The sequence below is a fragment of the Collimonas fungivorans genome, assembly GCF_028292705.1.
GTDB classification, from domain to species: Bacteria; Pseudomonadota; Gammaproteobacteria; order Burkholderiales; family Burkholderiaceae_D; genus Collimonas; species Collimonas fungivorans_B.
Map to the genome: position 1 here is coordinate 1 of NZ_JAQGLV010000082.1, position 22,639 is coordinate 22,639.

The following is a 22,639-nucleotide window of genomic DNA, read 5'->3' on the forward strand; positions in this document are numbered from 1 at the left end:
AAGCTGACCGCTGCGCCGAGCAGCGACAGCCAGCGCACCAGGGTTGGATTATCGTCGCGGCCTACTGCCAGGACCAGGATACCGAACGCGACCGGACACCAGATCGCGAGGCTGAGAAGAGGGAAAGTTGACATATTTGTTATTGATCTAACCTAACTGAGTTTGCTTCGCCAGCTTATTTGGCAAACGGAAACGGCATGAACCAAACCAGGAAACCCAGCACCCCGATAATCATCACGAATGCATAGTGATAGATGTATCCGGACTGCCAGAGACGGGTGATTTTCGAGAACCAGCTGACTGCCTTGGCGCTGCCGTTGACAATCAGGCCGTCGATCAGGCCACGGTCGCCGGCATTCCACAAGCCGCGGCCGAGCAGGCGGGCACCGCCGGCAAACACCACATCGTTGAACTTGTCCATATAGTATTTGTTGTCGAGCAGCGTGAAAATCGGACCGGCCTTCTGCTTGATCGCCGCCGGCAGGCGCGGGTTGACCATGTAGCAGTAGTACGCTGCCGCCACGCCGGCGATCGCCAGCCACAACGGCGCCGAGGCGAAGGCATGGCTGACCATGCTGACCGGGCCGTGGAATTCATGACGCAGTTCTTCCATGGCATGGTGCGCTTCGTTGACGAAAATCACGTCCTTGAAGAAGCTGCCGTACAACATCGGTTCGATCGCCAGGAAGCCGATGACGGCCGACGGGATCGCCAGCAGGATCAGCGGCAAGGTCACCACCCAAGGCGACTCCTGCGGTTTCTGGCCGGGAGCCAGGCCGTGGTGCTCGTGTTCATCTTCTTCATCGTGATGATCGTCATGGGCGCCATGTGCATCGTGTGCGGCGTGCGCATCATTGGCGGCATGTGCTGCGTGAGCGTCGTGGCCGTCATGGGCCTTGCCGAAGCGCTCTTCGCCATGGAACACCATGAAGTACATGCGGAACGAATAGAAAGCCGTGACAAACACGCTGGCCAGCACTGCAAAGTAGGCAAAACCGGAGCCGAACAGGGTCGATGCATGCGCCGCTTCGATGATGCTGTCCTTCGAATAGAAACCGGAGAAGAACGGCGTGCCGATCAGCGCCAGCGAACCGACCAGCGAAGTGATCCAGGTGATCGGCATGTATTTGCGCAGGCCGCCCATGTTGCGCATGTCCTGGTCGTGGTGCAGGCCGATGATGACCGAACCGGCGCCAAGGAACAGCAAGGCCTTGAAGAAAGCATGCGTCATCAGGTGGAATACCGCCACCGAGTAGGCCGATGCGCCCAGAGCCACGGTCATGTAGCCGAGCTGCGACAGGGTCGAGTAAGCCACCACGCGTTTGATGTCGGTCTGGATCACGCCCAGGAAACCCATGAACAAGGCGGTAATCGAACCGATGATCAGGATGAACGACAAGGCGGTGTCGGACAGTTCAAACAGCGGCGACATGCGGGTCACCATGAAGATGCCGGCGGTCACCATGGTGGCGGCATGGATCAGTGCGGAAATCGGGGTCGGGCCTTCCATCGAATCCGGCAGCCAGACGTGCAGCGGAAACTGCGCCGACTTGCCCATGGCGCCGATGAACAGGCAGATGCAGGCAACCGTCAGCAGCATCCAGTCGCTGCCCGGCAGCGTCAGTTGCGCCAGCATGCCTTTTTGCGCGAATACTTCGCTGTAGTTCATCGAACCAGAATACGCCAGCAGCAGGCCGATGCCGAGGATGAAGCCGAAGTCGCCGACACGGTTGACCAGGAACGCTTTCATGTTGGCGAAAATCGCGGTCGGACGGGTGTACCAGAAACCGATCAGCAGGTACGACACCAGGCCCACCGCTTCCCAGCCGAAGAACAGCTGCAGGAAGTTGTTGCTCATGACCAGCATCAGCATCGAGAACGTGAACAGGGAAATGTAGGCGAAGAAGCGGTTATAGCCCTCGTCGTCTTTCATGTAGCCGATGGTGTAGATATGCACCATCAGCGAGACAAAGGTCACCACGCACATCATCATGGCCGTCAGGCTGTCGACCAGGAAGCCGATTTCCAGCTTGACGCCGCCGACCGTCATCCAGGTGTACAAGGTGCCGTTGAAGCTGGCGCCGTCGATCACCGCCAGCAAGGTCTGCACGGATATGATCAGGGCGATCAGCACGCCCAGGATCGTGACCGTGTGCGAGGTCTTGCGACCGACCAGGTTGCCGAAGAATTTGGTGCCGAATAAGCCCGCGATCGCAGCGCCAGCCAGCGGCGCCAACGGTACGGCAAGAAGTAATTGTGGGTTAAGTTGCCCCGCCATGATGAACCTTATCTTTATTCGTTATTTGTTGTCTGCGTATTCCATGTGCCGGCAGCCAGGCCGCCGGCGCCATACCTCGTCAGCCTAGCCCTTCAGGCTGTCCAGATCTTCCACATTGATGGTGTCCAGGTTACGGAACAACGCCACCAGGATGGCCAAGCCAATTGCCGATTCGGCAGCTGCTACCGTGAGGATAAAGAAAACGAAAATCTGTCCTGCCGCATCGCCCAGGTAATACGAGAAGGCGATGAAATTCATGTTCACCGCCAGCAGCATCAGTTCGATTGCCATCAGCAATACGATCAGGTTCTTGCGGTTCAGGAAAATGCCGACGATGCCGATCGAAAACAGGATCGCGCCAAGGATCAGATAATGAGCGAGCGAAATTGCCATATTGCGTCCTTGTTATTTTTGTGGGGCCGCTGGTGCGGCCGGCGGAGTTGCAAGGGGCGCAGCAGGATTCGCGGGCGCGACCGGATCGACCTTGGCTTCCGACTTCATCTTCACGATGCGAACCCGGTCGGTGCTCTTGACCTTGACTGCAGCGGAAGGCGAGAAATACTTGGTGTCCTTGCGGCGGCGCAGCGTCAGGGCCACCGCGGCGACGATCGCCACCAGCAAGATGACGGCGGCGATTTCAAACGCGTACACATATTCCGTGTAAATCAGCTTGCCCAGCTCCTTGGTGTTGCCGATGTTGGCCGAGATGGCGGGAACGTCGGCTTCGGAACCCTGGAAACCGTGGAAGATGACCGCGGCCATTTCCAGCACGATGACCGTGCCGACGGTGGCCGCCAGCGGGAAGTAACCCCAGAATCCCTCTCGCATCTTGTCCAGGTTGATATCCAGCATCATCACCACGAACAGGAACAGCACCATCACCGCACCGACATACACCAGCACCAGCACGATGGACAGGAATTCGGCTTTCAGCAGCATCCAGATGCCGGCCGCGGAGAAAAACGACAATACCAGGAACAGCGCGGCGTGCACTGGATTGCGTGCGGTGATTACGCGCAAGGCGGCGATCACCAGCACCACCGAAAACGCGTAGAACAAGAAGGTCTTAAATTCCATAATGGCCCAAAAAATCGGCTAAAAAACGTCGGCTAAAAAAGCATCGCTAATCATCAAACACTAGCGTTGTTATCGGTATGCGGCATCTGCGGCGCGCGCCGCGGCAATCTCAGGTTCGTAGCGGTCGCCCACGGCCAGCAGCATTTCCTTGGTGTAGTACAGGTCGCCGCGCTTTTCACCGTGGTATTCCAGGATATGGGTCTCGACGATCGAATCGACCGGGCAAGACTCTTCGCAGAAACCGCAGAAAATGCATTTGGTCAGGTCGATGTCGTAGCGCGTGGTGCGGCGCGAACCGTCGGCGCGCTGTTCGGACTCGATGGTGATCGCCATCGCCGGGCAAACCGCTTCACACAGTTTGCAGGCGATGCAGCGCTCTTCGCCGTTCGGGTAGCGGCGCAGCGCGTGCAGGCCGCGGAAACGCGGCGATTGCGGCGTCTTCTCTTCCGGGAACAGCACGGTAATCTTGCGCGCAAACAGGTAGCGGCCAGTCAGCCGCAACCCTTTGAGCAACTCCAGCAGCATCAGACTGCCGAAAAAATCCTTGATGGCTTCCATTTTCACTAACCTTCCATTACTTCCAGATATTCCATGGACTTTGAATCCAGGCAGCGACAATCACCAGGTAGGCGAGAATCAAGGGGATGAATACTTTCCAGCCGAGACGCATGATCTGGTCATAGCGATAACGCGGGAACGATGCACGCACCCAGATAAACACCGACAGCATGAAGAAGGTCTTGGCGCCGAGCCAGATCCAGCCCGGGATCCAGTCCAGTATCGCCAGCGGCGAGGCCCAGCCGCCCATGAACAGTAGCGTGGTCAGGATGGAGACCAGGATCATGTTGGCGTATTCGGCCAGGAAGAACATCGCGAACGACATGCCCGAGTACTCGATCATGTGGCCGGCCACGATTTCCGATTCACCTTCCACCACGTCGAACGGGTGACGGTTGGTTTCGGCAATGCCCGAGATGAAATAAATCAGGAACACCGGCAGCAGCGACAGCCAGTTCCACGACAGGAAAGCGGCGCCGTGATCGTAGAAATAGCCCTTGCTTTGCGCCATCACGATATCGGTCAGGTTCAGGCTGCCGGACACCATCAGCACGATCACCAGGGCGAAGCCCATCGAAATTTCGTAGGACACCATCTGCGCCGAAGCGCGCATCGCGCCGAGGAAGGCATACTTGGAATTGGAAGCCCAGCCGGCGATGATCACGCCGTAGACTTCCATCGAAGTGATCGCCATCACGAACAGCAGGCCGGCGTTGACGTTGGCCAGCACGGTTTCCGGACCGAACGGCACCACTGCCCAGGCGGCCAGCGCCGGCATGATAGTCATGATCGGTGCGATGAAGAACAGGACCTTGTTGGCGCGCGCCGGCAAGGTGACTTCCTTCAGCAGCAGCTTGAGGGCATCGGCGATCGGCTGCAGCAAACCGGCCGGACCGACCCGGTTAGGGCCGAGGCGGATATGCATCCAGCCGATCAGCTTGCGTTCCCAGTAAGTCATATACGCCACGCACAGCAGCAGCGGCACGACTACGACGATGATCTTGATCAGGTTCCAGATCAGCGGCCAGATGAAGCCGAACCAGTCGGCGCCGGTGGCATTGATGGCGGCGATGAAATGATCCATCATGCTTTCTCCACTACGATAGAACCGAACATTGCGCCCAGTGCCGCGGTCGAGGCATGCGAAGCTGCGACGCGCACCACGTTTTCCGGCAGCGCAGGATCAATCGCCGCTGCCAGCGCGGCAGTACCCTGCCCTTGTTTAAGATTGACGCGGTCGCCGGCGGCGATGCCCAGTTTTGCCGCCAGCGCAGCCGACAGCCATGCTTGCGGCGCCTGGCCGTCCACGGTCTCTTGCAGCGAAGCCGCGCGGCGCACTACGGCGTCGCCAAAATAAATAGGCACGTCGGCAATGCGTTCCAGCACGCCATCAGCGGTTTGGGCCACGGCTTGCGGCTGCAGGTCGCTGATATTGTTCAGGCGTGCTGCCAGGTTGGCGGCGGCAACTTCGCCGGTGCCCAGCACTTCATCGCGAATCGCTTCCGAAGTGTCGTAGTCGAAACCAGGCAAGCCCAGCAGGTTGCCCAGCACGCGCAGCACTTTCCATGCCGGACGGGCATCGCCCATTGGCCGGACGGTGCCGTTGAAGCTTTGCGCGCGGCCTTCGCAGTTGACGAAAGTGCCGGAAGTTTCGGTGAACGGCGCGATCGGCAGCAGGACGTCGGAGTATTCAGCGCCGTGCTTGTAAGCCGACAAGGTCACAACCATCTCGGCTTGCTTCAGCGCTGCAACTGCAGTTTGCGGATCGAAACTGTCCAGTTCCGGCTCGGCGTTCAACAACACATAAGCCTTGTGCGGCTGTGCAAAAATCTGTTGTGCATTGCGGCCCTTGCCTGCGGCAGGCAAGGCATTCGCCCAGTAGCCGCCGACGGTGTTGCCGGCTTCGGTCAGGTAACCGAACTTGGCGTCGGTCTGCTGTGCAATCCATTGCGCCACTGCGTGCAGTTGCGAAGCTTGCGGATGCTGTGCGGCGGCGTTGCCCAGCAATACTGCCTTGGATTCGCCGGACAACAGGCTGACGGCGGTCTGCTTGGCTTCCGCCGAGGCCTCGACATTCTCGAAACCGGCAGGAACCGCAACGCTCTTGGCTTGCGCCACGGCGACAGCTACCTGGCCCAAGGCCGACAGCCAGGCCGACGGCGCCACGATCATCTTGTTGGCGACCGGCATCAGCAGGTCGTCGTCGGTGGCGTGCAGGATGCTCAGCTTGGCGCCGCGCTTGATGCCCAGGCGCACTCGGGCCGACAGCAGCGGATGGTCCTTGCGCAGGAACGAGCCGATGATGAAGGTACGGTCGAGCTGTGCGAATTCGTTGATCGACATGCCCAGCCATGGCATCACCTTGCCATCCAGCGCGAAGTCGGACTGGCGCAGGCGGAAATCGATGTTTTCCGAACCCAGGCCGCGCGCCACTTTTTGCAGCAGCGACAATTCTTCCAGCGTCGAATACGGGGTGCCGACAGCGGCGATGGCGTCAGCGCCATGTTCGTGGCGGATATTGCGCAGGCCGTGCGCCACATATTCCAGCGCGGTCTGCCATTCGACTTCCTGCCACTTGCCGTCTTGCTTGAGCATGGGCTTGGTCAGGCGCTCGGCGCTGTTCAGGCCTTCATAAGCGAAGCGGTCCTTGTCCGACAGCCAGCATTCGTTGACGTCGTTGTTTTCCAGCGGCAGCACGCGCATCACCTTGCCGGACTTGACTTGCACCACCAGGTTGGCGCCCAGGCCGTCATGCGGGCTGACCGACTTGCGGCGCGACAATTCCCAGGTGCGGGCGCTGTAGCGGAACGGCTTGGATGTCAAGGCGCCGACCGGGCACAGGTCGATCATGTTGCCCGACAGTTCGGAGTTGACGGTCTTGCCGACAAAAGTAGTGATCTCGGAATGTTCACCGCGGCCGACCATGCCGAATTCCATCACGCCGGCGATTTCCTGGCCGAAGCGGACGCAGCGGGTGCATTGGATGCAACGGCTCATTTCCTGCATGGAGATCAGCGGACCGGCGTCTTTCGGCGCCACTACACGCTTCTCTTCTTCGTAGCGGGACGACGATTTGCCGTAGCCGACCGCCAGATCCTGCAGCTGGCATTCGCCGCCCTGGTCGCAGATCGGGCAATCCAGCGGGTGATTGATCAGCAGGAATTCCATCACGCTCTTTTGCGCAGTGGTGGCTTTTTCGCTGGCGGTGCGCACGATCATGCCGGCGGTCACCGGTGTGGCGCAGGCAGGCAGAGCCTTCGGCGCCTTTTCCACCTCGACCAGGCACATGCGGCAGTTGGCCGCGATGGAGAGTTTTTTGTGATAGCAGAAGTGCGGAATGTAAGTGCCAATCTTGTTGGCAGCATCCATTACCATGCTGCCCTCTTGGACTTCCACTTTCTTGCCGTCTATTTCGATTTCAACCATGGCTTTTGCTTTTCTTGCCTAAGTGTTTTGCACGCTGCTTGCGCAGGCTTAAACGTATGCCGGCACCAAGCAATGCTTATGCTCGATGTGATATTCAAATTCTTCGCGATAATTCTTCAGGAACCCGCGCACCGGCATCGCTGCCGCATCGCCGAGCGCACAGATGGTGCGGCCCATGATGTTGCCCGCTACCGTGTCCAGCAGATCCATGTCTTCCGGACGGCCGTGGCCGGTTTCAATCCGGTGCACCAGGCGGTACAGCCAGCCCGTGCCTTCACGGCATGGCGTGCACTGACCGCAGGATTCCTCGAAATAGAAGTACGACAGGCGCAGCAGCGATTTCACCATGCAGCGCGTTTCGTCCATCACGATCACTGCGCCCGAACCCAGCATCGAGCCGGCCTTGGCGATCGAATCGTAATCGAGGTCGGTGTCCATCATGACGTCGCCCTTGATCACCGGCGCCGACGAGCCGCCAGGGATCACGGCCTTGATCTTCTTGCCGCCGCGCATGCCGCCGGCCAGCTCCATCAGCTTGGCGAACGGCGTGCCCAGCGGCACTTCGTAATTGCCCGGCTTTTCGACGTCGCCCGAGATCGAGAAGATCTTGGTGCCGCCGTTGTTCGGCTTGCCGAGTTCCAGGTAGGCTGCGCCGCCCATGTTCAGCAGGAAAGGCACGGCCGCAAAGGTTTCGGTGTTGTTGATCGTGGTCGGCTTGCCGTACAGGCCGAAGCTGGCCGGGAACGGCGGCTTGAAGCGCGGCTGACCCTTCTTGCCTTCCAGCGATTCCAGCAAGGCGGTTTCTTCGCCGCAAATGTAGGCGCCGTAGCCGTGGAATGCATGCAGCTGGAAGTTGAATTCGCTGCCGAAAATCTTGTCGCCCAGGGCGCCTGCGGCACGCGCCTCGTCCAGCGCTTCTTCGAAGCGCTCGTAGCCGGACCAGATTTCGCCGTGGATGTAGTTGTAGCCGACCGAAATGCCCATGGCGTAAGCGCCGATGGCCATGCCTTCAATCAGCGAATGCGGATTGTAGCGGATGATGTCGCGATCCTTGAATGTGCCAGGCTCGCCTTCGTCGGTATTGCAGACCAGGTATTTTTGTCCCGGGAACTGGCGCGGCATGAAGCTCCACTTCAGGCCGGTCGGGAAACCGGCGCCGCCGCGGCCGCGCAGCGAACCGGCTTTCAGTTCAGCGATGACTTGTTCCGGGGTGATGCCTTCGGAGAGGATGCGCTTGAGGGCGGTATAGCCGCCGCGCTTGACGTAATCGGCGTAGTGCCAGTTGTCGCCGTCCAGGTTGGCCAGGATCAGCGGATTGATATGACGGTTGTGCAGGCTGGTCATTTTGGGGCTACCTCACTGAGTTCCTGGAGCAAGCCGTCAATCTTTTCGTTCGACATCCAGCTACACATGCGTTTGTTATTCACCAGCAGCACCGGCGCATCGCCGCAGGCGCCCATGCATTCGCCTTCAACCAGCGTGAACTGGCCATCGGCCGTGGTTTCGCGGAAATCGATGCCGAGCTTGTGCTTCAGATGCTCCGCCGCCCGGTCGCCGCCGGACAGCTGGCATGGCAGGTTGGTGCAGATACTGATCTTGTGCTTGCCGACCGGCTTGGTGTTGTACATATTGTAAAAGGTCGCGACTTCCTGCACCGCGATGGCCGGCATGCCCAGGTAGTCTGCGACATCCTGCATGGTTTCCGGCGCCAGCCAGCCTTTTTCATCCTGCGCAATCGCCAGTGCGGCCATCACCGCCGACTGTTTCTGGTCGGCGGGGAATTTCGCTACTTCGCGATCGATCTTTTTGTATGTATCTTGACTTAACAACATGTCGTTGGCCATTCGTGCGCGGTGTTTTGCGCTAGTAGTTAATTGGTAATAACTGCGTGGTAATAACTGCGTAGCAACAGCAGACTACTTAACGGTCAATCTCGCCGAACACGATATCCTGCGTGCCGATGATGGTAACGGCATCGGCGATCATGTGGCCTTTGGCCATTTCGTTCAAACCTTGCAGATGCGGGAAACCAGGTGCACGGATTTTCAGGCGGTAAGGCTTGTTGGCGCCATCGGAGACGATGTAGACGCCGAATTCGCCCTTCGGATGCTCGACGGCGGCATACGCTTCGCCCGGCGGCACATGGAAACCTTCAGTGAAGAGCTTGAAGTGATGGATCAGCTCTTCCATGTTCGATTTCATGTCGATCCGCGACGATGGCGCAACCTTGTGGTTGGTCGTCATCACAGGACCGCCGTTATTGCGCAGCCATTCTACGCATTGCTTGATGATCCGGTTGGACTGGCGCATTTCTTCCACCCGCACCAGGTAACGGTCGTAGCAGTCACCGTTCTTGCCGACCGGGATGTCGAAGTCCAGCAAGTCGTACACTTCGTACGGCTGCTTCTTGCGCAAATCCCATTCAACGCCTGAACCGCGCAGCATCGCGCCGGTGAAGCCCATCGCCTTGGCGCGCTCAGGCGACACCACGCCGATGCCGACCAGGCGCTGTTTCCAGATACGGTTGTCGGTCAGCAGCGTCTCGTATTCATCCACGTATTTCGGGAAGCGCACGGTGAAATCTTCGATGAAGTCCAGCAGCGAACCCTGGCGGTTTTCATTCAGGGCGCTGATGGCCTTGGCATTGCGCACCAGCGACGCCTTGTGCTGCGGCATGGTGTCCGGCAGGTCGCGGTAAACGCCGCCCGGACGGTAATAAGCGGCATGCATGCGAGCGCCGGACACGGCTTCGTAGCAATCCATCAAATCTTCGCGCTCGCGGAATGCGTACAGCAGCACCGCCATCGCACCGACGTCCAGCGCATGCGCGCCGATCCACATCAGGTGGTTCAGCAGGCGTGTGATTTCGTCGAACATGACGCGGATGTACTGCGCGCGCAGCGGCACTTCCAGGCCCAGCAGGCGCTCGATCGCCATCACGTAGCCGTGCTCGTTGCACATCATCGACACGTAGTCGAGGCGGTCCATGTAGGGTACGGATTGCAGGTAGGTTTTCTGTTCCGCCAGCTTTTCGGTGCCGCGATGCAGCAGGCCGATATGCGGGTCGGCACGCTGGATCACTTCACCGTCGAGCTCCAGCACCAGGCGCAAAACGCCGTGCGCGGCCGGATGCTGCGGGCCGAAGTTCAGCGTGTAGTTCTTGATTTCTGCCATTATTTGGTCCCGTAATGTTCTTCACGAATCACCCGCGGCGTGATTTCGCGCGGATCGATCGTTACGGGTTGATAAATTACGCGCTTCTGCTCAGCGTCGTAGCGCATCTCGACATAACCCGACACCGGGAAATCCTTGCGGAAAGGATGGCCGATGAAACCATAGTCGGTCAGGATGCGGCGCAAGTCGTTGTGGCCTTCGAACAGGATGCCGAAAAAGTCGAACGCCTCGCGCTCGTACCAGTTGGCCGAGGACCAGATGTCGGTCAGCGAAGCCAGCAGCGGCATCTCGTCGTCCGGCGCGAACACGCGCACCCGCAGGCGCCAGTTGTGCTCTATCGACAGCAGGTGGGAAACCGCCGCAAAACGGGCGCCGTCCCAGGCGCCGTCGCCATAGGTTGAATAGTCGACGCCGCAGAGGTCGATCAGTTCTTCAAAACGGGTATCGGCGTGATCGCGCAGCACGCGCATCGCCGACAGGTAATTCGAAGCCTTGACCACGATTGTGATCTCGCCGAAGGCCACGGTCAGACTTTGCAGGTCGTCGCCAAGCGCATTGCGCACGGCGGCTTCCAGGGTTTCCAGTTTGGTCGTCATGGTGCTCTCTTAGCGCGCAATCGTATTGGTGCGGCGAATCTTGTTTTGCAGCTGGATGATGCCGTACAGCAGCGCTTCCGCAGTCGGCGGGCAGCCAGGCACGTAAATGTCGACCGGCACGATGCGGTCGCAGCCGCGCACCACCGAATACGAGTAGTGATAGTAGCCGCCGCCGTTGGCGCAGGAGCCCATGGAAATCACCCAGCGCGGCTCCGGCATCTGGTCGTACACCTTGCGCAAGGCCGGCGCCATCTTGTTGCACAGCGTGCCCGCCACGATCATCACGTCGGACTGACGCGGCGACGGCCGGAAGATTACACCAAAACGGTCCATGTCGTAGCGCGAGGCGCCGGCATGCATCATTTCGACGGCACAGCAGGCCAGGCCGAACGTCATCGGCCAGAGCGAACCGGTGCGGGTCCAGTTGATCAGTTTGTCAGCAGTAGTGGTGACAAAGCCTTCGTTCAATACACCTTCAATAGACATGGCTTACTCCCAATCCAGAGCGCCGCGTTTCCAGATGTACCAGAAGCCCACCGCGAATTCGGCGATAAACACCATCATCGTGATAAAGCCCTGCCAACCGAGGTCGCGCATGGCAACCCCCCACGGGAAGAAAAATGCGGTTTCCAGATCGAACAAAATGAACAAAATGGCGACAAGGTAATAACGCACATCGAATTTCATGCGCGCGTCTTCGAATGCCTCAAAACCGCATTCGTATGGAGAAGTTTTTTGGGAGTCGGGCCGATGCGGCCCAAGTACACGACCAAGCACTTGCGGGGCAATGCCAACCGCGATACCGATCAGAATAAACAGCAGGACGGGAAAATAATTTTCGAGGTTCACGATTTTGCGCCAGTAGTTTGAACAGTCGAGACTACGAGAGAATTACTCCCTCGCAGCCCCTTTGCAGAATGATTTGCCGGTTTGAATGATCAAACCTGACGCCCCCAATCCGGCAAACCACGCCACAAGTTCCTCGACAAAAAGCCAGCGCAGGGGCAACCGTTGCTGGCCTCATATTCTTTGGTGCCGACGGCGAGACTCGAACTCGCACAGCTTTCGCCACTACCCCCTCAAGATAGCGTGTCTACCAATTTCACCACGTCGGCATAAGCGCGTATTTTAACCTGATTTGGTACTTTTGTTCAATGCACAATCGGATTAAAAGTCAGCAATTTCACTGTGAGACTAGTCTTACTTTGGAATTTGATTCGACTGCGCGCTGCCGGTCGACGGTGCCGGCACGGAAGCTGCCGCGCTAGCCGATCCGGAGGCTGCCGCAGAAGCTGCCGCCGGCGCCGCCGATGTGTCCGGAATTGCTGCTGCAGGCGACGGCGCCGCTGCTGGGGCCGAAGCCGCAGGCAGATTTTCCATCACGCCGCCGGTAACCGCCGAACGATGATTCCCCAGGTACACCAATGCCAATGTCGCGATAAAGAAAAGCGCTGCCGCCGCGCCGGTCGATTTCGACAGGAAATTCGAAGAGCCGGTAGCGCCAAACAGGCTGCCGGAAGCGCCGGAGCCGAAAGCCGCGCCCATGTCGGCGCCCTTGCCATGCTGCAGCAGCACCAGGCCGATGATCGTCAACGCCGACAACACCTGAACGATGACAATGATGTTAAATACTGTGTTCATTTAATAGATTTCCAAGGAGAGTTAATGCTTTATTTTTACTAAATCCGGACTATCGAACTACCGGGCTGCAGCGACAATCGCCAGAAAATCAACCGCCTTCAACGCTGCGCCGCCAATCAGGCCACCGTCTATGTCTGGCATGGCCAGCAATTCGGCAGCGTTGTCAGGCTTCATGCTGCCGCCATACAAAATCTTTACTTCGACTGCCGCCGCGGGATTCTTCCCTGCCAGCATGGCGCGCAAGGCCAGATGCACATCTTGCGCCATCTGCGGCGTCGCCGTCTTGCCGGTGCCGATCGCCCATACCGGCTCATACGCCACCACGATCCGGGCCAGCTCGGCTGCATCCAGTACATCCAGCACCGCCGCCAGCTGCCGCCCTACTACCGCATCGGTCTGGCCGGCTTCACGCTCGACCAGGGTTTCGCCGACGCAGACGATAGGCGTCACACCCGCCTGCAAGGCACGCAGCGCCTTTTGCGCCACCAATCCGTCGCTTTCCGCGTGATAAGCGCGCCGCTCGGAATGGCCGACGATAACGTAGCGGCACGCAAAATCCTGCAACATGCTGACCGCGACTTCGCCGGTATAAGCGCCGGCGGCGTGCGCGGAAACGTCTTGTCCGCCCCAGGCAATTGCCGATCCGGCAAGCTCGGCCTGGCATTGCGCGAAATACGGAGCCGGTGCGCAGATAGCGATATCGCAAGCCGCAACTCCAAGCCCAGCCTTGATTTCCGCCAGTAATGCAGCATTGGCAACCAGACTGCCATTCATTTTCCAGTTACCGGCTACAAGTTTACGACGCATATTTACCGAGGCCCAAGTTTTCAATAACCCGGCATTCTAACGCTTCGCAGGGAAGGCGGTCAAACCGGCAGGAAATATATGGCATGTGATTCAGCGGCGGCCGCAGCTGCTTTTGCCTGGCCGGGCTCAGGAAAATGGTTTCGCAGCAGCAATACTGCGCGCAAAAAGTTCCATATCGACATTACCGCCGCTGACTATCACCCCTACTTTTTCTCCCGCGAACGGCAACACCCTGTGCAGCACCGCGGCGGCAGCCAGGCAGCCCGCCGGCTCGACCACGATCTTCATGCGCTCGGCAAAGAAGCGCATCTGGGTCCTCAGCTGGTCGTCGCTGACGGTAACGATGTCTTTTACATACGCCTGCAAGATAGGCAGCACCAGCTTGCCGACATGCTGCGTCTGGGCGCCGTCGGCAATCGTGTCCGGCACCGGGATATGCACGATATTGCCTGTTCGCAACGATTGCTGCGCATCGTTGCCCGCCTCCGGCTCGACGCCGATGACGATGCAGCCTGGCGACAATTGCGCCGCGGCGATAGCGCAACCGGACAGCAAACCGCCGCCGCCGGTGCATACGAACAGGTAATCGAGCGGCCCTACTGCATCGAACAGCTCCTTCGCCGCCGTGCCCTGGCCGGCAATCACGTCCGCATGATCGTATGCGGGGATCACGGCGCAACCGCGCTCGGCCGACAGTTGCGCGGCGATCACCTCGCGGTCTTCGCGCTCGCGGTCGTACAGGATGATTTCGGCGCCGTATTCACGCGTCGCCGCCAGCTTCATCGCCGGCGCGCTGCTTGGCATGACGATGGTTGCGTGCACGCCCAGCATGCGCGCCGCCAGCGCCATGCCTTGCGCATGGTTGCCGGATGAAAACGCCACCACGCCCTGCTGCTTCTGCTCTTCGCTGAGGCAGCTGATGGCGTTATAGGCGCCGCGGAACTTGAAAGCGCCGACCCGCTGGAAATTTTCGCACTTGAAGAACACGCTGGCGTCGGCGTGATGGTCGGCCTGGCTGGAAGTCAGCACCGGCGTCTTGTAGGCGATGCCCTCAAGGCGTTTGGCCGCAGCGGCGATATGCTGGTAAGTGACAGCCAATTCAGCAAGTTCATCAGCAAATTCGGTTGCAGCCATTTTTCTTCCTTAGTAGTTAATCCGAGTCAGACAGCCATGCCGTATCGAAGCAGTTATTCCGCCAGGCGGCGCCGGAACATCCAGCGTCCGCTATCGGAATCCTGTGGAATATAGCAGTAGCCGTCGAGGTCAAAATCCTTCAGCTTTTCTGCATCGCGGATCTTGTTCAGCGCCGCGTAGCGCGCCATCAGTCCGCGCGCCCGCTTGGCGTAGAAGGAAATGATCTTGTACTTGCCGTTTTTCCAATCCTCGAATACCGGGGTGACGATGCTGGCGGCCAGCACCTTCGGCCGCACCACTTTGAAATACTCTTCCGACGCCAGGTTCACCAGCGTGTCGGATTTTTGCTGGCTGAGCTGCTGGTTCAAGGCCTGGGTCACGGTGTCGCCCCAGAACGCATAAAGATTCTTGCCGCGCGGGTTGGCCAGGCTGGTGCCCATCTCCAGCCGGTACGGCTGCATCCGGTCCAGCGGCCGCAATACGCCGTACAAGCCGGACAGGATCCGGATCCGGCTCTGCGCATAGGTCAGCTGCGCTGCATTCAGCGAGGCTGCATCCAGGCCCTCGTAGACGTCGCCGTTGAAAGCCATGATCGCCTGCTTCGAATTGGCGCTGGTGAATTTCTTCGACCACGACGCGAAACGCGCGGTATTGAGCTGCGCCAGCGGATCGGAGATTTTCATCATGCTGCCGACCTGGGCCGGCGACAGCTGGCGCAGGACGCCGATCAGCTCGGCCGAATGGCTGATGAAATCCGGCGTGGTGTGTGTTTCGGTAGTGCTGGGAGTGCTGTAATCGAGGGATTTTGCGGGCGACAAAACAATCAGCATGTGAACGTATCCAAATAAACCTGAGAATGTCCACAATGATACCGAAACAAACATAACGCCGCTTGCCGCCGGCGCTTAACCGAAAGCACCTCGCTGCAGATCCCGCTCGAATTCGGTTACCCAGCTGGAGCCGTCGCCGATCGGATATTGTTTCTTGTGTCCATTCGATTTCCTGCTCACCGTGACAAAACCGGTCAGCCCGAATATTTCATCGGTTTTGGGGTCGGTGGTATCGACCTGATGCAATTCGAAGTCGTCCGCAGCCAGATGCCGCACCTGCAAGATCGCGTGGAAATCATCCATTTCATCCTGCTCAATCAGCTTCATTGCCGCCTCCTGAAGTGACATTGCGAACTGCCACCATAGCACGCTGGCGCCTGCCGTGCATCCCGGCAAGGCGATACTAAAATTGACAGGCAAACAATTTGGTCAGCGAACCGTCGCCCCTCATCTCCAGCAATGTTTCGAATTTCAAGCCTATCTTTTCCAGCAGCCGGATCGACTGGTGGTTGTCCGGCGCGGTGATCGCCACTATCCGCTGCAGGCCGCAGGTTTGGTTGCCGAACGCCAGCACCGCCGACGCTGCTTCGTAAGCGTAGCCCTTGCCCCAGAATTCCGGCACAAAGGCATAACCGATGTCGACGTCCGGCAGGGTCTCGCGTTTGATCAGGCCGCACATGCCGATCGGCGTGGCGCTGTCCTTCAGCTCCACCATGTAGAAACCGAAACCGTGGCTCTCATACATCGCCATCGGTCCGCTCAGCAGCGCGGCGCGCGCCGCTTCCACGCTGCGTATGCCCTTGTCGCCGATGAACTGCAGCCATGAAGGCTCGTTCACCAGGCGCAGGTAAAACCCGGCGTCGTCTGTAGTCAACTTGCGCAAAACCAGCCGCTCTGTAGCAAGAACTGTCATCGATTTTCCTTGGAATCAGGCATTTCCCTGTAGGATCGCAGCATAAGCAATGCCTTGAAGCTTGTCCAGACGACGCCATGAACGCAACCCGAAAAACCGTCCTGATCGCCCTCCCCAACCTGGATTTCGATCCGAGCGAAGTCGCAGTCCCGTGGCGCATCCTGACCTCGCACGGGCACAAGGTAGTGTTCGCCACGCCCGACGGCAAGGCGGCTACAGCCGATCCGCTGATGCTGTCCGGCGAAGGCCTGGATGCCTGGGGCTGGATACCGCTGCTCAGGAAAATCAGATTGCTGGGACTGGCGTTGCGCGCCAACGCCGCGGCGCGCGCCGATTATGCCGCGCTGGAAGGCGATAGCGCGTTCCAGGCGCCGCTGGCCTACGCCGCGCTGGATGTCGCCGGCTACGACGGCCTGCTGCTGCCCGGGGGCCACCGTGTGCGCGGCATGCTGGCTTACCTGGAAAGCCAGCCGCTGCAGGATTTTACCGGCGCCTTCTTCGATAGCGGCAAGCCGGTGGCCGCGATCTGCCATGGTGTGGTGCTGGCCGCCCGCAGCCGCTCGCCGCGTAGCGGAAAATCCGTCCTGCATGGCCGCAAGACCACCGCGCTGACATGGAAGCTGGAACGCAGCGCCTGGAGTTTGATGAAATTCTGCGGCCGCTTCTGGGACCCGGCTTACTACCGCACCTATGGCGAACAGGAAGGCGAAGCCGCCGGTTATCGCGGAGTCCAGGCCGAAGTGACGCGAGCGCTGGCGCAGCCGGCCGACTTCATCGATGTCGCCGCCGGTGCGCCGGATCATTTTCGCAAAAGCAGCGGCCTGTTCCGCGACAGCGCCGGCGACAGCCGCCCGGCTTTTATAGTGCAAGACGGCAATTACGTCTCAGCCCGCTGGCCGGGCGACGTGCACCGCTTCGCCACCGCTTTCTCGCGCCTGCTGGAAGATGGCTTGCCGGCCCGCGAGCCGGGGTAAAATGCGCGCTATCGTTTGATGGAAACCCGCATGAACTCTGATCAACCCGCAGACTTGCCAACGCCGGCCCAGGCCAGCCAGCCCAAACCCCGCATCGTAATCGACACCAACGTCTGCCTCGACCTGTTTGTCTTTCGCGACCCGCGCTGGGCCGGCTTGATGGCCGCCTTGCAAAGCGGAGCAGTCGAAGCCGTGACCCGCGCCGACTGCCGCCAGGAATGGCAAATGGTGTTGCATTATTCGCATCTGCCCGTCACCGACCACACCCGGCCGGCCTGCAACGCCGAATTCGACGCCTTGATCACCTGCCTGGAGGCCGAGGCGCTGAGCCCGCGTCCCGGCGTCCGCCTGCCCATCTGCACCGACCGCGACGACCAGAAATTCCTGGAGCTGGCGCTGGGCGCCCACGCCACCACCCTGATCACCAAGGACAAAGCCTTGTTGAAACTGGCGCGCAAGACCGCCAAGGCCGGGCTTTTTGCGATCGTCGCGCCGCAAGCATGGAATCCGGCCGGCACCTAGGAGCCAGGAATACGCGCAACCCTGTGCAGTCTCGGACAAAACGCTAAAATGCGAAATCCAGACACTAGATTGACAGCAGATGAACCGCGATTTGAGAATTCCCGATAGCGCAGCCGGCGCAGACTCCAAGCTCACACAGCTTCAATCCAGGCTGCCCAAAGTCGGCACCACCATTTTCACGGTGATGTCGACCCTGGCCAGTGAAAAATCCGCGGTCAACCTGGGGCAAGGCTTCCCCGATTTCAACTGCGATCCGGCGCTGGTCGACGCTGTCGGCGACGCCATGAAAAACGGCTTCAACCAGTATCCGCCGATGCCCGGCGTGCCGGCCTTGCGCCAGGCCATCGCCGCCAAGATCGAAAAAATCTACGGCCACAGCTACGATCCGGCCACCGAAATCACCGTCACCGCCGGCGCCACCCAGGGCTTGCTGACCGCCATCATGTGCGCGGTCCATCCGGGCGATGAAGTGATCGTGATTGAACCGGCCTACGACAGCTACGTGCCGTCGATCGAACTGGCCGGCGGCAAGCCGGTGCTGGTGCAGATGACGTTGGGCGCGGACGGATACCAGGTGCCCTGGGACCGGATTGCCGCGGCAGTCAGCCCGCGCACCCGCATGATCATGATCAACTCGCCGCACAACCCGACCGGCAGCGTGCTGAAGCCGGCCGACATCGAAGCGCTCAAGGATATCGTGCGCGGCACCGAGATCCTGATCCTGTCGGACGAAGTCTACGAACACATGGTGTTCGACGGCGCCCGCCACGAATCTGTCTGCCGCGATCAGGAACTGGCGGCGCGCGCCTTTGTCGTTTCCAGCTTCGGCAAGACTTACCATGTCACCGGCTGGAAAATCGGCTACGTGGCCGCGCCGGCGATGCTGTCCGCGGAATTCCGCAAGGTCCACCAATACAATATCTTCACCGTCAATACGCCGGTGCAGCACGGGATCGCGCAGTACATGCAGAATCCCGCACCCTATCTCGAACTGCCTGCGTTTTACCAGCGCAAGCGCGACCTGTTCCGCGATGGCTTGAAGCACACCCGCTTTAAGCTCCTGCCGGCCGACGGCACGTATTTCCTGTGCGTCGACTACTCCGCCATTTCCTCGCTGAGCGAGGCGGATTTTGCGATCTGGCTGACTGCCGAAATCGGCGTTGCGGCGATCCCGGTGTCAGCGTTCTACCAGTCCCCACGCGAATCGGGCATCGTCCGTTTCTGCTTCGCCAAACAAGACCAGACCTTGCAGCAGGCGCTGCAGAGGCTGGCAAAAATCTAAGCACAACTCATCAGCATAATTCAAACACGCAATTGCACAACAAAGGAAACAGCCATGATCGATGTCTATAGCTGGCCCACGCCAAACGGCCACAAGATTCACATCCTGCTGGAAGAGCTGGGCCTGCCTTACCGGGTACATGCGGTCGACATCGGCGCCGGCGACCAGTTCAAGCCGGATTTCCTGTCGATTTCACCCAACAACAAGATCCCTGCCATCGTCGATGCCGACGGCCCCGACGGCAAGCCGATTTCGCTGTTCGAATCGGGCGCGATCCTGCTGTACCTGGCTGGCAAGAGCGGCCGCTTCCTCGGCCATACCGACCGCGAAAAATTCAACACCCTGCAATGGCTGATGTTCCAGATGGGCGGCGTCGGGCCGATGCTGGGCCAGGCCCACCATTTCCGCATCTACGCACCGGAAAAGATCGACTACGCGGTCAACCGCTATACCAACGAAGCCAGGCGCCTGTACGGCGTGATCGACAAGCAGTTGTCGCAGCACCCTTACCTGGCCGGCAACGAATACACGATCGCCGACATCGCTACCTTTCCGTGGCTTCGTTCCTGGAAAAACCAGGGCATAGAACTGGATGAATATCCGCACCTGAAAACCTGGTTCGATGCGATCAGCGAACGGCCGGCGGTGAAACGCGGCGTAGAGGTGCTGACCTCGGCCCGCAAGCCGCTGACCGACGACAAGGCGCGCGATATCCTGTTCGGCAGCCAGCAGTACCAGAAACGGTAAGCGCGGGGATGGGCCTTGCCCATCCTGCTGCCTGCTACTGCGGCTCGGGGTAGCTGACCGCCAGTATTTCCAGCTCGTCAATCCCGGCCGGCGTCATCAGGGTCACGCTCTCGCCTTCGTGGGCCTTGGTCAGGGCCCGCGCCACCGGCGAAATCCAGCTGATCTTGCCGTGCAGCGGATCGAGCTCGTCGATGCCGACGATGGTCACCGTATGCTCTTCGCCGGCATGGTTCTGGTAACTCACCGTGGCGCCGAAAAACACCTGGTCGCGGCCATGATGCACGCTGGGATCGACCACCTCGGCCAGGTCCAGCCGTTTGGTCAGGAAGCGGATGCGGCGATCGATTTCACGCAGCCTGCGCTTGCCGTAGATATAATCGCCGTTTTCCGAACGGTCGCCGTTCGAAGCGGCCCAGGAAACGATGCGCACCACTTCCGGCCGGTCCACGTCAATCAGGCGCAACAACTCGTCCTTCATGCGTTGATAGCCTTCCGGGGTCATGTAATTCTTGGTGCCGGGAGGGATCGCCGGCAATCCGAATTCGAGATCGTCGTCATCGCCTTCGGATTCTTTTACAAATGCCTTGTTCATAGCTGACATTGTAGTTCCAAATAGACTACGTCTGCCGATATTGCCCCGAACCACGGCTTTTCTTGCATGGCGGTATGGTAAAGTCAGGCTAGTGCAATGTTGCCCGTACTGACTTCCGCCATATGCCTTCCTCTCCTTCCCGCAATGCCTCTTCCGCTCCGTTCCGGATCGGCCTCGCCGCCAACCGCAGCCACCAGCAGGGCCCGGAGTCGGCGCTGGCGCAGCTGCTCACCGGCAGCCGCCACAGCATCGAACAACAGCTGAAACCGCAGCTGGTGGTGGTCGGGCGCACGCTGGACGCAATGCAGCAGCTGGGCCTGCTGGAACACTATCCGCATATCGAACGTTTTCCTTACGGCCGCCATGGCGGTTTGATGAAGCTGGTGTCGCGGGTGGTCGACGCCGATCCGGCGCGCACCCTGGATGCAGTGATTTACCTGATGGACCCGGTCGACCCTTCGTCGACCTTTCCGGAAGCGGTGGCCTTGAAACGGCAATGCGTAATCCATGGCAAGCCGTTCCTGTCGACGCTGGCTGGCGCCCGTGAGTGGCTGGAACTGGAAGCGATGGCGGCCGGCGCCGCGCCCAATCCAGCGCTGGACCCGACCTTCGACCTGGCGCAGGAAGGCATCGCGCTGATCGCCCACGATGCCATGAAACACCGGATGCTGGATATTGCGGAACGCCATTTCGCCCTGCTCGACCAGTTTGCATTCCGCTGCGCCACCGGCACCACCGGCAGCCTGCTCAACAAGCTGGCGCAGAAAATCAAGGGCGAGCAAGCCGGCCGCAACTGGGTCAAGCCCTTCCTCAGCGGCCCGCTGGGCGGCGACGCCCAGATCGCCGAACTGATCCTGGATCGCCAGCAATGCCGGCGCGTATTGTTCCTGGAAGATCCGCATGTCGCCCGCCAGCACGAAGCCGACATCCAGCTGCTGGAACGCGCGGCCCGCACCGTGCCCGACTATGCGCTGTGCATCAGCGACGCCGAGTGCGGCGAGCGCTGGCTGACGCTGCTGCAGCAGCGCGCCGCACAGAACCAGCCTCTCGCGCCGCGCCCTTAGGCGGTAGCCGGCGCATCCTTCCGCTACTGATATACGATCGTGAACGTCGCGGTGCCGTTGGCCTTGCCGGTATTGATGTTAGGCGTGGTCTGGTAATACCTGGCCTTGAACGGCACCACGTACTGGATATCGTCGGAAGGACCGACATTGATGGAGTTGGTGTCGGCGACCGTCGAGGTCGTGAATTTCACCGGCGTCCGGGTCTGATCCAGCACCTGGATGCCAACCCCGGTCGCCACGCCAGGTTCCTGGGTCAGCTGCAAGACGCCCGGTTTGTTGGTGGGATCGGATGTCGCCGCCATATTCAATGCAATGATGTTCTGGGTATTCTCGCCGCGCTGGCAATTGAGCTTGATATTGAAATCCTTCTCGCCGGCCGAACTGCCGACTCCCTTGAAATTGCTCCTGGAAACGGAGCCCAGGTTGACCGCTATATTCTTTGAACCGACGTCAACCGTACAGGTGGGCGTAACGATAGTGATGGCGTTGACGTCAAGATAGGTGGTGAGCACGGATAAACTGTCCGCGACGCTGTAATACTTGGTGTAGATGCCCGGCGCCAGAGGGCCGCTGCCCGTCTTGGGGCCGGTCTTGAACAGCTCGACGACAAATTTGGAATTGGCGTCGAAAGTGCCGAAATCGCTAGGAGTAGTGCGGGTGTGGGCGTAATAAGTGGAGTCTGTCCCATTAAAAAAACGCGACAGGCGAACGCCGATTCCGGTGACGTTGGTAGAGTACACATGGTCGTATCCCGTGATCATCTGTCCTTGCAGCATGTCGCCATTTACTACGCCGCCATTGGTGCAATTCCATGGCTTGTCGAGTTGCCCGCCTTTCAGCGGCAGGTTGAATTCTTTTCTTGCAATCAGCGCTCCCACAGCCAGATCGCTCGGCAGATAGACCTTGCCGAAAAACATGTTGATCGTTTTTTCCGTATAGGACGGGTTTTTAAAGCAGGCTGCCTGCGCCAGCTGAGCGCTGGCCAGCAGGCAGATGAAAAGCAGCATGCCGGACAGGCTGCGGC

25 protein-coding genes and 1 tRNA gene are annotated in these 22,639 nt (G+C 59.7%); 5 read left to right on the plus strand and 21 right to left on the minus strand.

What is annotated here, in order from left to right:
* Positions 1 to 175: 175 nt before the first annotated feature.
* From nuoL to JWQ61_RS04015, 19 genes are all read right to left on the minus strand, one after another.
* The gene (gene nuoL / locus JWQ61_RS03925; RefSeq protein WP_304359366.1) at positions 176 to 2,278 is read right to left on the minus strand and encodes an NADH-quinone oxidoreductase subunit L; all 2,103 of its coding nucleotides are present in this window, start codon (positions 2,276 to 2,278) and stop codon (positions 176 to 178) included.
* An 84-nt stretch (positions 2,279 to 2,362) separates the two neighbouring features.
* Complete coding sequence (gene nuoK, locus JWQ61_RS03930; protein ID WP_014005587.1) at positions 2,363 to 2,671, minus strand: NADH-quinone oxidoreductase subunit NuoK; 309 nt, start codon at positions 2,669 to 2,671, stop codon at positions 2,363 to 2,365.
* Positions 2,672 to 2,683: 12 nt separating this feature from the next.
* Entirely contained in the window at positions 2,684 to 3,355 is a 672-nt protein-coding gene (locus tag JWQ61_RS03935) for an NADH-quinone oxidoreductase subunit J (protein ID WP_014005586.1), read from the minus strand.
* A 69-nt stretch (positions 3,356 to 3,424) separates the two neighbouring features.
* Positions 3,425 to 3,913 carry an NADH-quinone oxidoreductase subunit NuoI gene (gene nuoI / locus JWQ61_RS03940; protein WP_014005585.1) on the minus strand — a complete coding sequence of 163 codons (489 nt, stop codon included), beginning with the start codon at positions 3,911 to 3,913 and terminating at the stop codon, positions 3,425 to 3,427.
* Between the two features lie 16 nt (positions 3,914 to 3,929).
* Positions 3,930 to 4,997 carry an NADH-quinone oxidoreductase subunit NuoH gene (gene nuoH / locus JWQ61_RS03945; RefSeq protein ID WP_120237789.1) on the minus strand — a complete coding sequence of 356 codons (1,068 nt, stop codon included), beginning with the start codon at positions 4,995 to 4,997 and terminating at the stop codon, positions 3,930 to 3,932.
* Positions 4,997 to 7,339, minus strand: a complete 2,343-nt coding sequence (gene nuoG / locus JWQ61_RS03950) for an NADH-quinone oxidoreductase subunit NuoG (RefSeq protein ID WP_304359367.1) — start codon at positions 7,337 to 7,339, stop codon at positions 4,997 to 4,999. Before nuoG ends, nuoH begins: the two co-directional genes overlap by 1 nt.
* 48 nt (positions 7,340 to 7,387) lie before the next feature.
* Positions 7,388 to 8,683 (minus strand): NADH-quinone oxidoreductase subunit NuoF, encoded by a 1,296-nt coding sequence (gene nuoF / locus JWQ61_RS03955; protein WP_014005582.1) that lies wholly within the window; start codon positions 8,681 to 8,683, stop codon positions 7,388 to 7,390.
* Positions 8,680 to 9,183: an NADH-quinone oxidoreductase subunit NuoE gene (nuoE, locus tag JWQ61_RS03960; RefSeq protein WP_304359368.1), complete on the minus strand. Its 504-nt coding sequence runs from the start codon at positions 9,181 to 9,183 to the stop codon at positions 8,680 to 8,682. The genes nuoF and nuoE overlap by 4 nt, the downstream gene beginning before the upstream one ends.
* A 76-nt stretch (positions 9,184 to 9,259) precedes the next feature.
* The gene (locus tag JWQ61_RS03965) at positions 9,260 to 10,513 is read right to left on the minus strand and encodes an NADH-quinone oxidoreductase subunit D (RefSeq protein ID WP_120236370.1); all 1,254 of its coding nucleotides are present in this window, start codon (positions 10,511 to 10,513) and stop codon (positions 9,260 to 9,262) included.
* Positions 10,513 to 11,109 (minus strand): NADH-quinone oxidoreductase subunit C, encoded by a 597-nt coding sequence (locus JWQ61_RS03970; protein WP_304359369.1) that lies wholly within the window; start codon positions 11,107 to 11,109, stop codon positions 10,513 to 10,515. The genes JWQ61_RS03965 and JWQ61_RS03970 overlap by 1 nt, the downstream gene beginning before the upstream one ends.
* A 9-nt stretch (positions 11,110 to 11,118) precedes the next feature.
* Entirely contained in the window at positions 11,119 to 11,595 is a 477-nt protein-coding gene (locus JWQ61_RS03975; protein WP_014005578.1) for an NADH-quinone oxidoreductase subunit B family protein, read from the minus strand.
* A 3-nt stretch (positions 11,596 to 11,598) separates the two neighbouring features.
* A complete protein-coding gene (locus JWQ61_RS03980) occupies positions 11,599 to 11,958 on the minus strand; it encodes an NADH-quinone oxidoreductase subunit A (RefSeq protein ID WP_014005577.1) in 360 nt (119 codons plus the stop codon).
* Between the two features lie 181 nt (positions 11,959 to 12,139).
* Positions 12,140 to 12,224, minus strand: a tRNA-Leu gene (locus JWQ61_RS03985).
* A gap of 85 nt (positions 12,225 to 12,309) precedes the next feature.
* The gene (gene secG, locus JWQ61_RS03990) at positions 12,310 to 12,750 is read right to left on the minus strand and encodes a preprotein translocase subunit SecG (protein WP_304359370.1); all 441 of its coding nucleotides are present in this window, start codon (positions 12,748 to 12,750) and stop codon (positions 12,310 to 12,312) included.
* A gap of 57 nt (positions 12,751 to 12,807) precedes the next feature.
* Positions 12,808 to 13,557 (minus strand): triose-phosphate isomerase, encoded by a 750-nt coding sequence (tpiA, locus tag JWQ61_RS03995; protein WP_304359371.1) that lies wholly within the window; start codon positions 13,555 to 13,557, stop codon positions 12,808 to 12,810.
* Positions 13,558 to 13,683: 126 nt separating this feature from the next.
* Positions 13,684 to 14,691 carry a threo-3-hydroxy-L-aspartate ammonia-lyase gene (locus JWQ61_RS04000; protein ID WP_304359372.1) on the minus strand — a complete coding sequence of 336 codons (1,008 nt, stop codon included), beginning with the start codon at positions 14,689 to 14,691 and terminating at the stop codon, positions 13,684 to 13,686.
* Positions 14,692 to 14,744: 53 nt separating this feature from the next.
* Positions 14,745 to 15,521 carry a peroxide stress protein YaaA gene (gene yaaA, locus JWQ61_RS04005; RefSeq protein WP_304359373.1) on the minus strand — a complete coding sequence of 259 codons (777 nt, stop codon included), beginning with the start codon at positions 15,519 to 15,521 and terminating at the stop codon, positions 14,745 to 14,747.
* Between the two features lie 75 nt (positions 15,522 to 15,596).
* Positions 15,597 to 15,848: a transcriptional regulator gene (locus tag JWQ61_RS04010; RefSeq protein WP_304359374.1), complete on the minus strand. Its 252-nt coding sequence runs from the start codon at positions 15,846 to 15,848 to the stop codon at positions 15,597 to 15,599.
* Positions 15,849 to 15,924: 76 nt separating this feature from the next.
* Positions 15,925 to 16,434 carry a GNAT family N-acetyltransferase gene (locus JWQ61_RS04015; RefSeq protein ID WP_304359375.1) on the minus strand — a complete coding sequence of 170 codons (510 nt, stop codon included), beginning with the start codon at positions 16,432 to 16,434 and terminating at the stop codon, positions 15,925 to 15,927.
* Between the two features lie 77 nt (positions 16,435 to 16,511).
* Between JWQ61_RS04015 and JWQ61_RS04020 the strand changes: the two genes are divergently transcribed.
* The 4 genes from JWQ61_RS04020 to JWQ61_RS04035 all read left to right on the plus strand — a co-directional run bounded on the left by JWQ61_RS04020 (position 16,512) and on the right by JWQ61_RS04035 (position 19,959).
* A complete protein-coding gene (locus JWQ61_RS04020) occupies positions 16,512 to 17,408 on the plus strand; it encodes a type 1 glutamine amidotransferase domain-containing protein (RefSeq protein ID WP_304359376.1) in 897 nt (298 codons plus the stop codon).
* Positions 17,409 to 17,438: 30 nt separating this feature from the next.
* Positions 17,439 to 17,930 carry a putative toxin-antitoxin system toxin component, PIN family gene (locus tag JWQ61_RS04025; RefSeq protein WP_304359377.1) on the plus strand — a complete coding sequence of 164 codons (492 nt, stop codon included), beginning with the start codon at positions 17,439 to 17,441 and terminating at the stop codon, positions 17,928 to 17,930.
* A 79-nt stretch (positions 17,931 to 18,009) separates the two neighbouring features.
* Positions 18,010 to 19,212 carry a pyridoxal phosphate-dependent aminotransferase gene (locus JWQ61_RS04030; RefSeq protein WP_304359378.1) on the plus strand — a complete coding sequence of 401 codons (1,203 nt, stop codon included), beginning with the start codon at positions 18,010 to 18,012 and terminating at the stop codon, positions 19,210 to 19,212.
* A gap of 54 nt (positions 19,213 to 19,266) precedes the next feature.
* Positions 19,267 to 19,959, plus strand: coding sequence for a glutathione binding-like protein (locus JWQ61_RS04035; RefSeq protein WP_304359379.1), 693 nt, complete (start codon positions 19,267 to 19,269; stop codon positions 19,957 to 19,959).
* A gap of 34 nt (positions 19,960 to 19,993) precedes the next feature.
* Here JWQ61_RS04035 and greB read toward each other — a convergent pair whose 3' ends face one another.
* On the minus strand, positions 19,994 to 20,551 hold the full coding sequence (greB, locus tag JWQ61_RS04040; protein ID WP_041743142.1) for a transcription elongation factor GreB: 558 nt from the start codon (positions 20,549 to 20,551) through the stop codon (positions 19,994 to 19,996).
* Positions 20,552 to 20,673: 122 nt separating this feature from the next.
* Between greB and JWQ61_RS04045 the strand changes: the two genes are divergently transcribed.
* Positions 20,674 to 21,615, plus strand: coding sequence for a methylglyoxal synthase (locus JWQ61_RS04045; RefSeq protein WP_304359380.1), 942 nt, complete (start codon positions 20,674 to 20,676; stop codon positions 21,613 to 21,615).
* Between the two features lie 23 nt (positions 21,616 to 21,638).
* On the opposite strand, the gene JWQ61_RS04050 is transcribed toward JWQ61_RS04045, so the two are convergent.
* Complete coding sequence (locus JWQ61_RS04050) at positions 21,639 to 22,622, minus strand: fimbrial protein (RefSeq protein ID WP_304359381.1); 984 nt, start codon at positions 22,620 to 22,622, stop codon at positions 21,639 to 21,641.
* Positions 22,623 to 22,639 lie beyond the last annotated feature (17 nt).

Excerpts from the sequence above, each read along its gene's own strand:
- nuoG (WP_304359367.1), bottom strand. The coding sequence starts at position 7,339 with ATGGTTGAAATCGAAATAGACGGCAAGAAAGTGGAAGTCCAAGAGGGC.
- yaaA (WP_304359373.1), bottom strand. The coding sequence starts at position 15,521 with ATGCTGATTGTTTTGTCGCCCGCAAAATCCCTCGATTACAGCACTCCC.
- secG (WP_304359370.1), bottom strand. The coding sequence starts at position 12,750 with ATGAACACAGTATTTAACATCATTGTCATCGTTCAGGTGTTGTCGGCG.
- JWQ61_RS04050 (WP_304359381.1), bottom strand. The coding sequence starts at position 22,622 with ATGCTGCTTTTCATCTGCCTGCTGGCCAGCGCTCAGCTGGCGCAGGCA.
- JWQ61_RS04025 (WP_304359377.1), top strand. The coding sequence starts at position 17,439 with ATGAACTCTGATCAACCCGCAGACTTGCCAACGCCGGCCCAGGCCAGC.
- JWQ61_RS04010 (WP_304359374.1), bottom strand. The coding sequence starts at position 15,848 with ATGAAGCTGATTGAGCAGGATGAAATGGATGATTTCCACGCGATCTTG.
- nuoF (WP_014005582.1), bottom strand. The coding sequence starts at position 8,683 with ATGACCAGCCTGCACAACCGTCATATCAATCCGCTGATCCTGGCCAAC.
- JWQ61_RS04000 (WP_304359372.1), bottom strand. The coding sequence starts at position 14,691 with ATGGCTGCAACCGAATTTGCTGATGAACTTGCTGAATTGGCTGTCACT.
- JWQ61_RS04030 (WP_304359378.1), top strand. The coding sequence starts at position 18,010 with ATGAACCGCGATTTGAGAATTCCCGATAGCGCAGCCGGCGCAGACTCC.
- JWQ61_RS04045 (WP_304359380.1), top strand. The coding sequence starts at position 20,674 with ATGCCTTCCTCTCCTTCCCGCAATGCCTCTTCCGCTCCGTTCCGGATC.
- JWQ61_RS03935 (WP_014005586.1), bottom strand. The coding sequence starts at position 3,355 with ATGGAATTTAAGACCTTCTTGTTCTACGCGTTTTCGGTGGTGCTGGTG.
- JWQ61_RS03965 (WP_120236370.1), bottom strand. The coding sequence starts at position 10,513 with ATGGCAGAAATCAAGAACTACACGCTGAACTTCGGCCCGCAGCATCCG.
- JWQ61_RS04015 (WP_304359375.1), bottom strand. The coding sequence starts at position 16,434 with ATGACAGTTCTTGCTACAGAGCGGCTGGTTTTGCGCAAGTTGACTACA.
- nuoI (WP_014005585.1), bottom strand. The coding sequence starts at position 3,913 with ATGGAAGCCATCAAGGATTTTTTCGGCAGTCTGATGCTGCTGGAGTTG.
- JWQ61_RS03975 (WP_014005578.1), bottom strand. The coding sequence starts at position 11,595 with ATGTCTATTGAAGGTGTATTGAACGAAGGCTTTGTCACCACTACTGCT.
- nuoE (WP_304359368.1), bottom strand. The coding sequence starts at position 9,183 with ATGGCCAACGACATGTTGTTAAGTCAAGATACATACAAAAAGATCGAT.
- nuoH (WP_120237789.1), bottom strand. The coding sequence starts at position 4,997 with ATGGATCATTTCATCGCCGCCATCAATGCCACCGGCGCCGACTGGTTC.
- JWQ61_RS04020 (WP_304359376.1), top strand. The coding sequence starts at position 16,512 with ATGAACGCAACCCGAAAAACCGTCCTGATCGCCCTCCCCAACCTGGAT.
- tpiA (WP_304359371.1), bottom strand. The coding sequence starts at position 13,557 with ATGCGTCGTAAACTTGTAGCCGGTAACTGGAAAATGAATGGCAGTCTG.
- JWQ61_RS03970 (WP_304359369.1), bottom strand. The coding sequence starts at position 11,109 with ATGACGACCAAACTGGAAACCCTGGAAGCCGCCGTGCGCAATGCGCTT.
- JWQ61_RS04035 (WP_304359379.1), top strand. The coding sequence starts at position 19,267 with ATGATCGATGTCTATAGCTGGCCCACGCCAAACGGCCACAAGATTCAC.
- nuoL (WP_304359366.1), bottom strand. The coding sequence starts at position 2,278 with ATGGCGGGGCAACTTAACCCACAATTACTTCTTGCCGTACCGTTGGCG.
- nuoK (WP_014005587.1), bottom strand. The coding sequence starts at position 2,671 with ATGGCAATTTCGCTCGCTCATTATCTGATCCTTGGCGCGATCCTGTTT.
- greB (WP_041743142.1), bottom strand. The coding sequence starts at position 20,551 with ATGAACAAGGCATTTGTAAAAGAATCCGAAGGCGATGACGACGATCTC.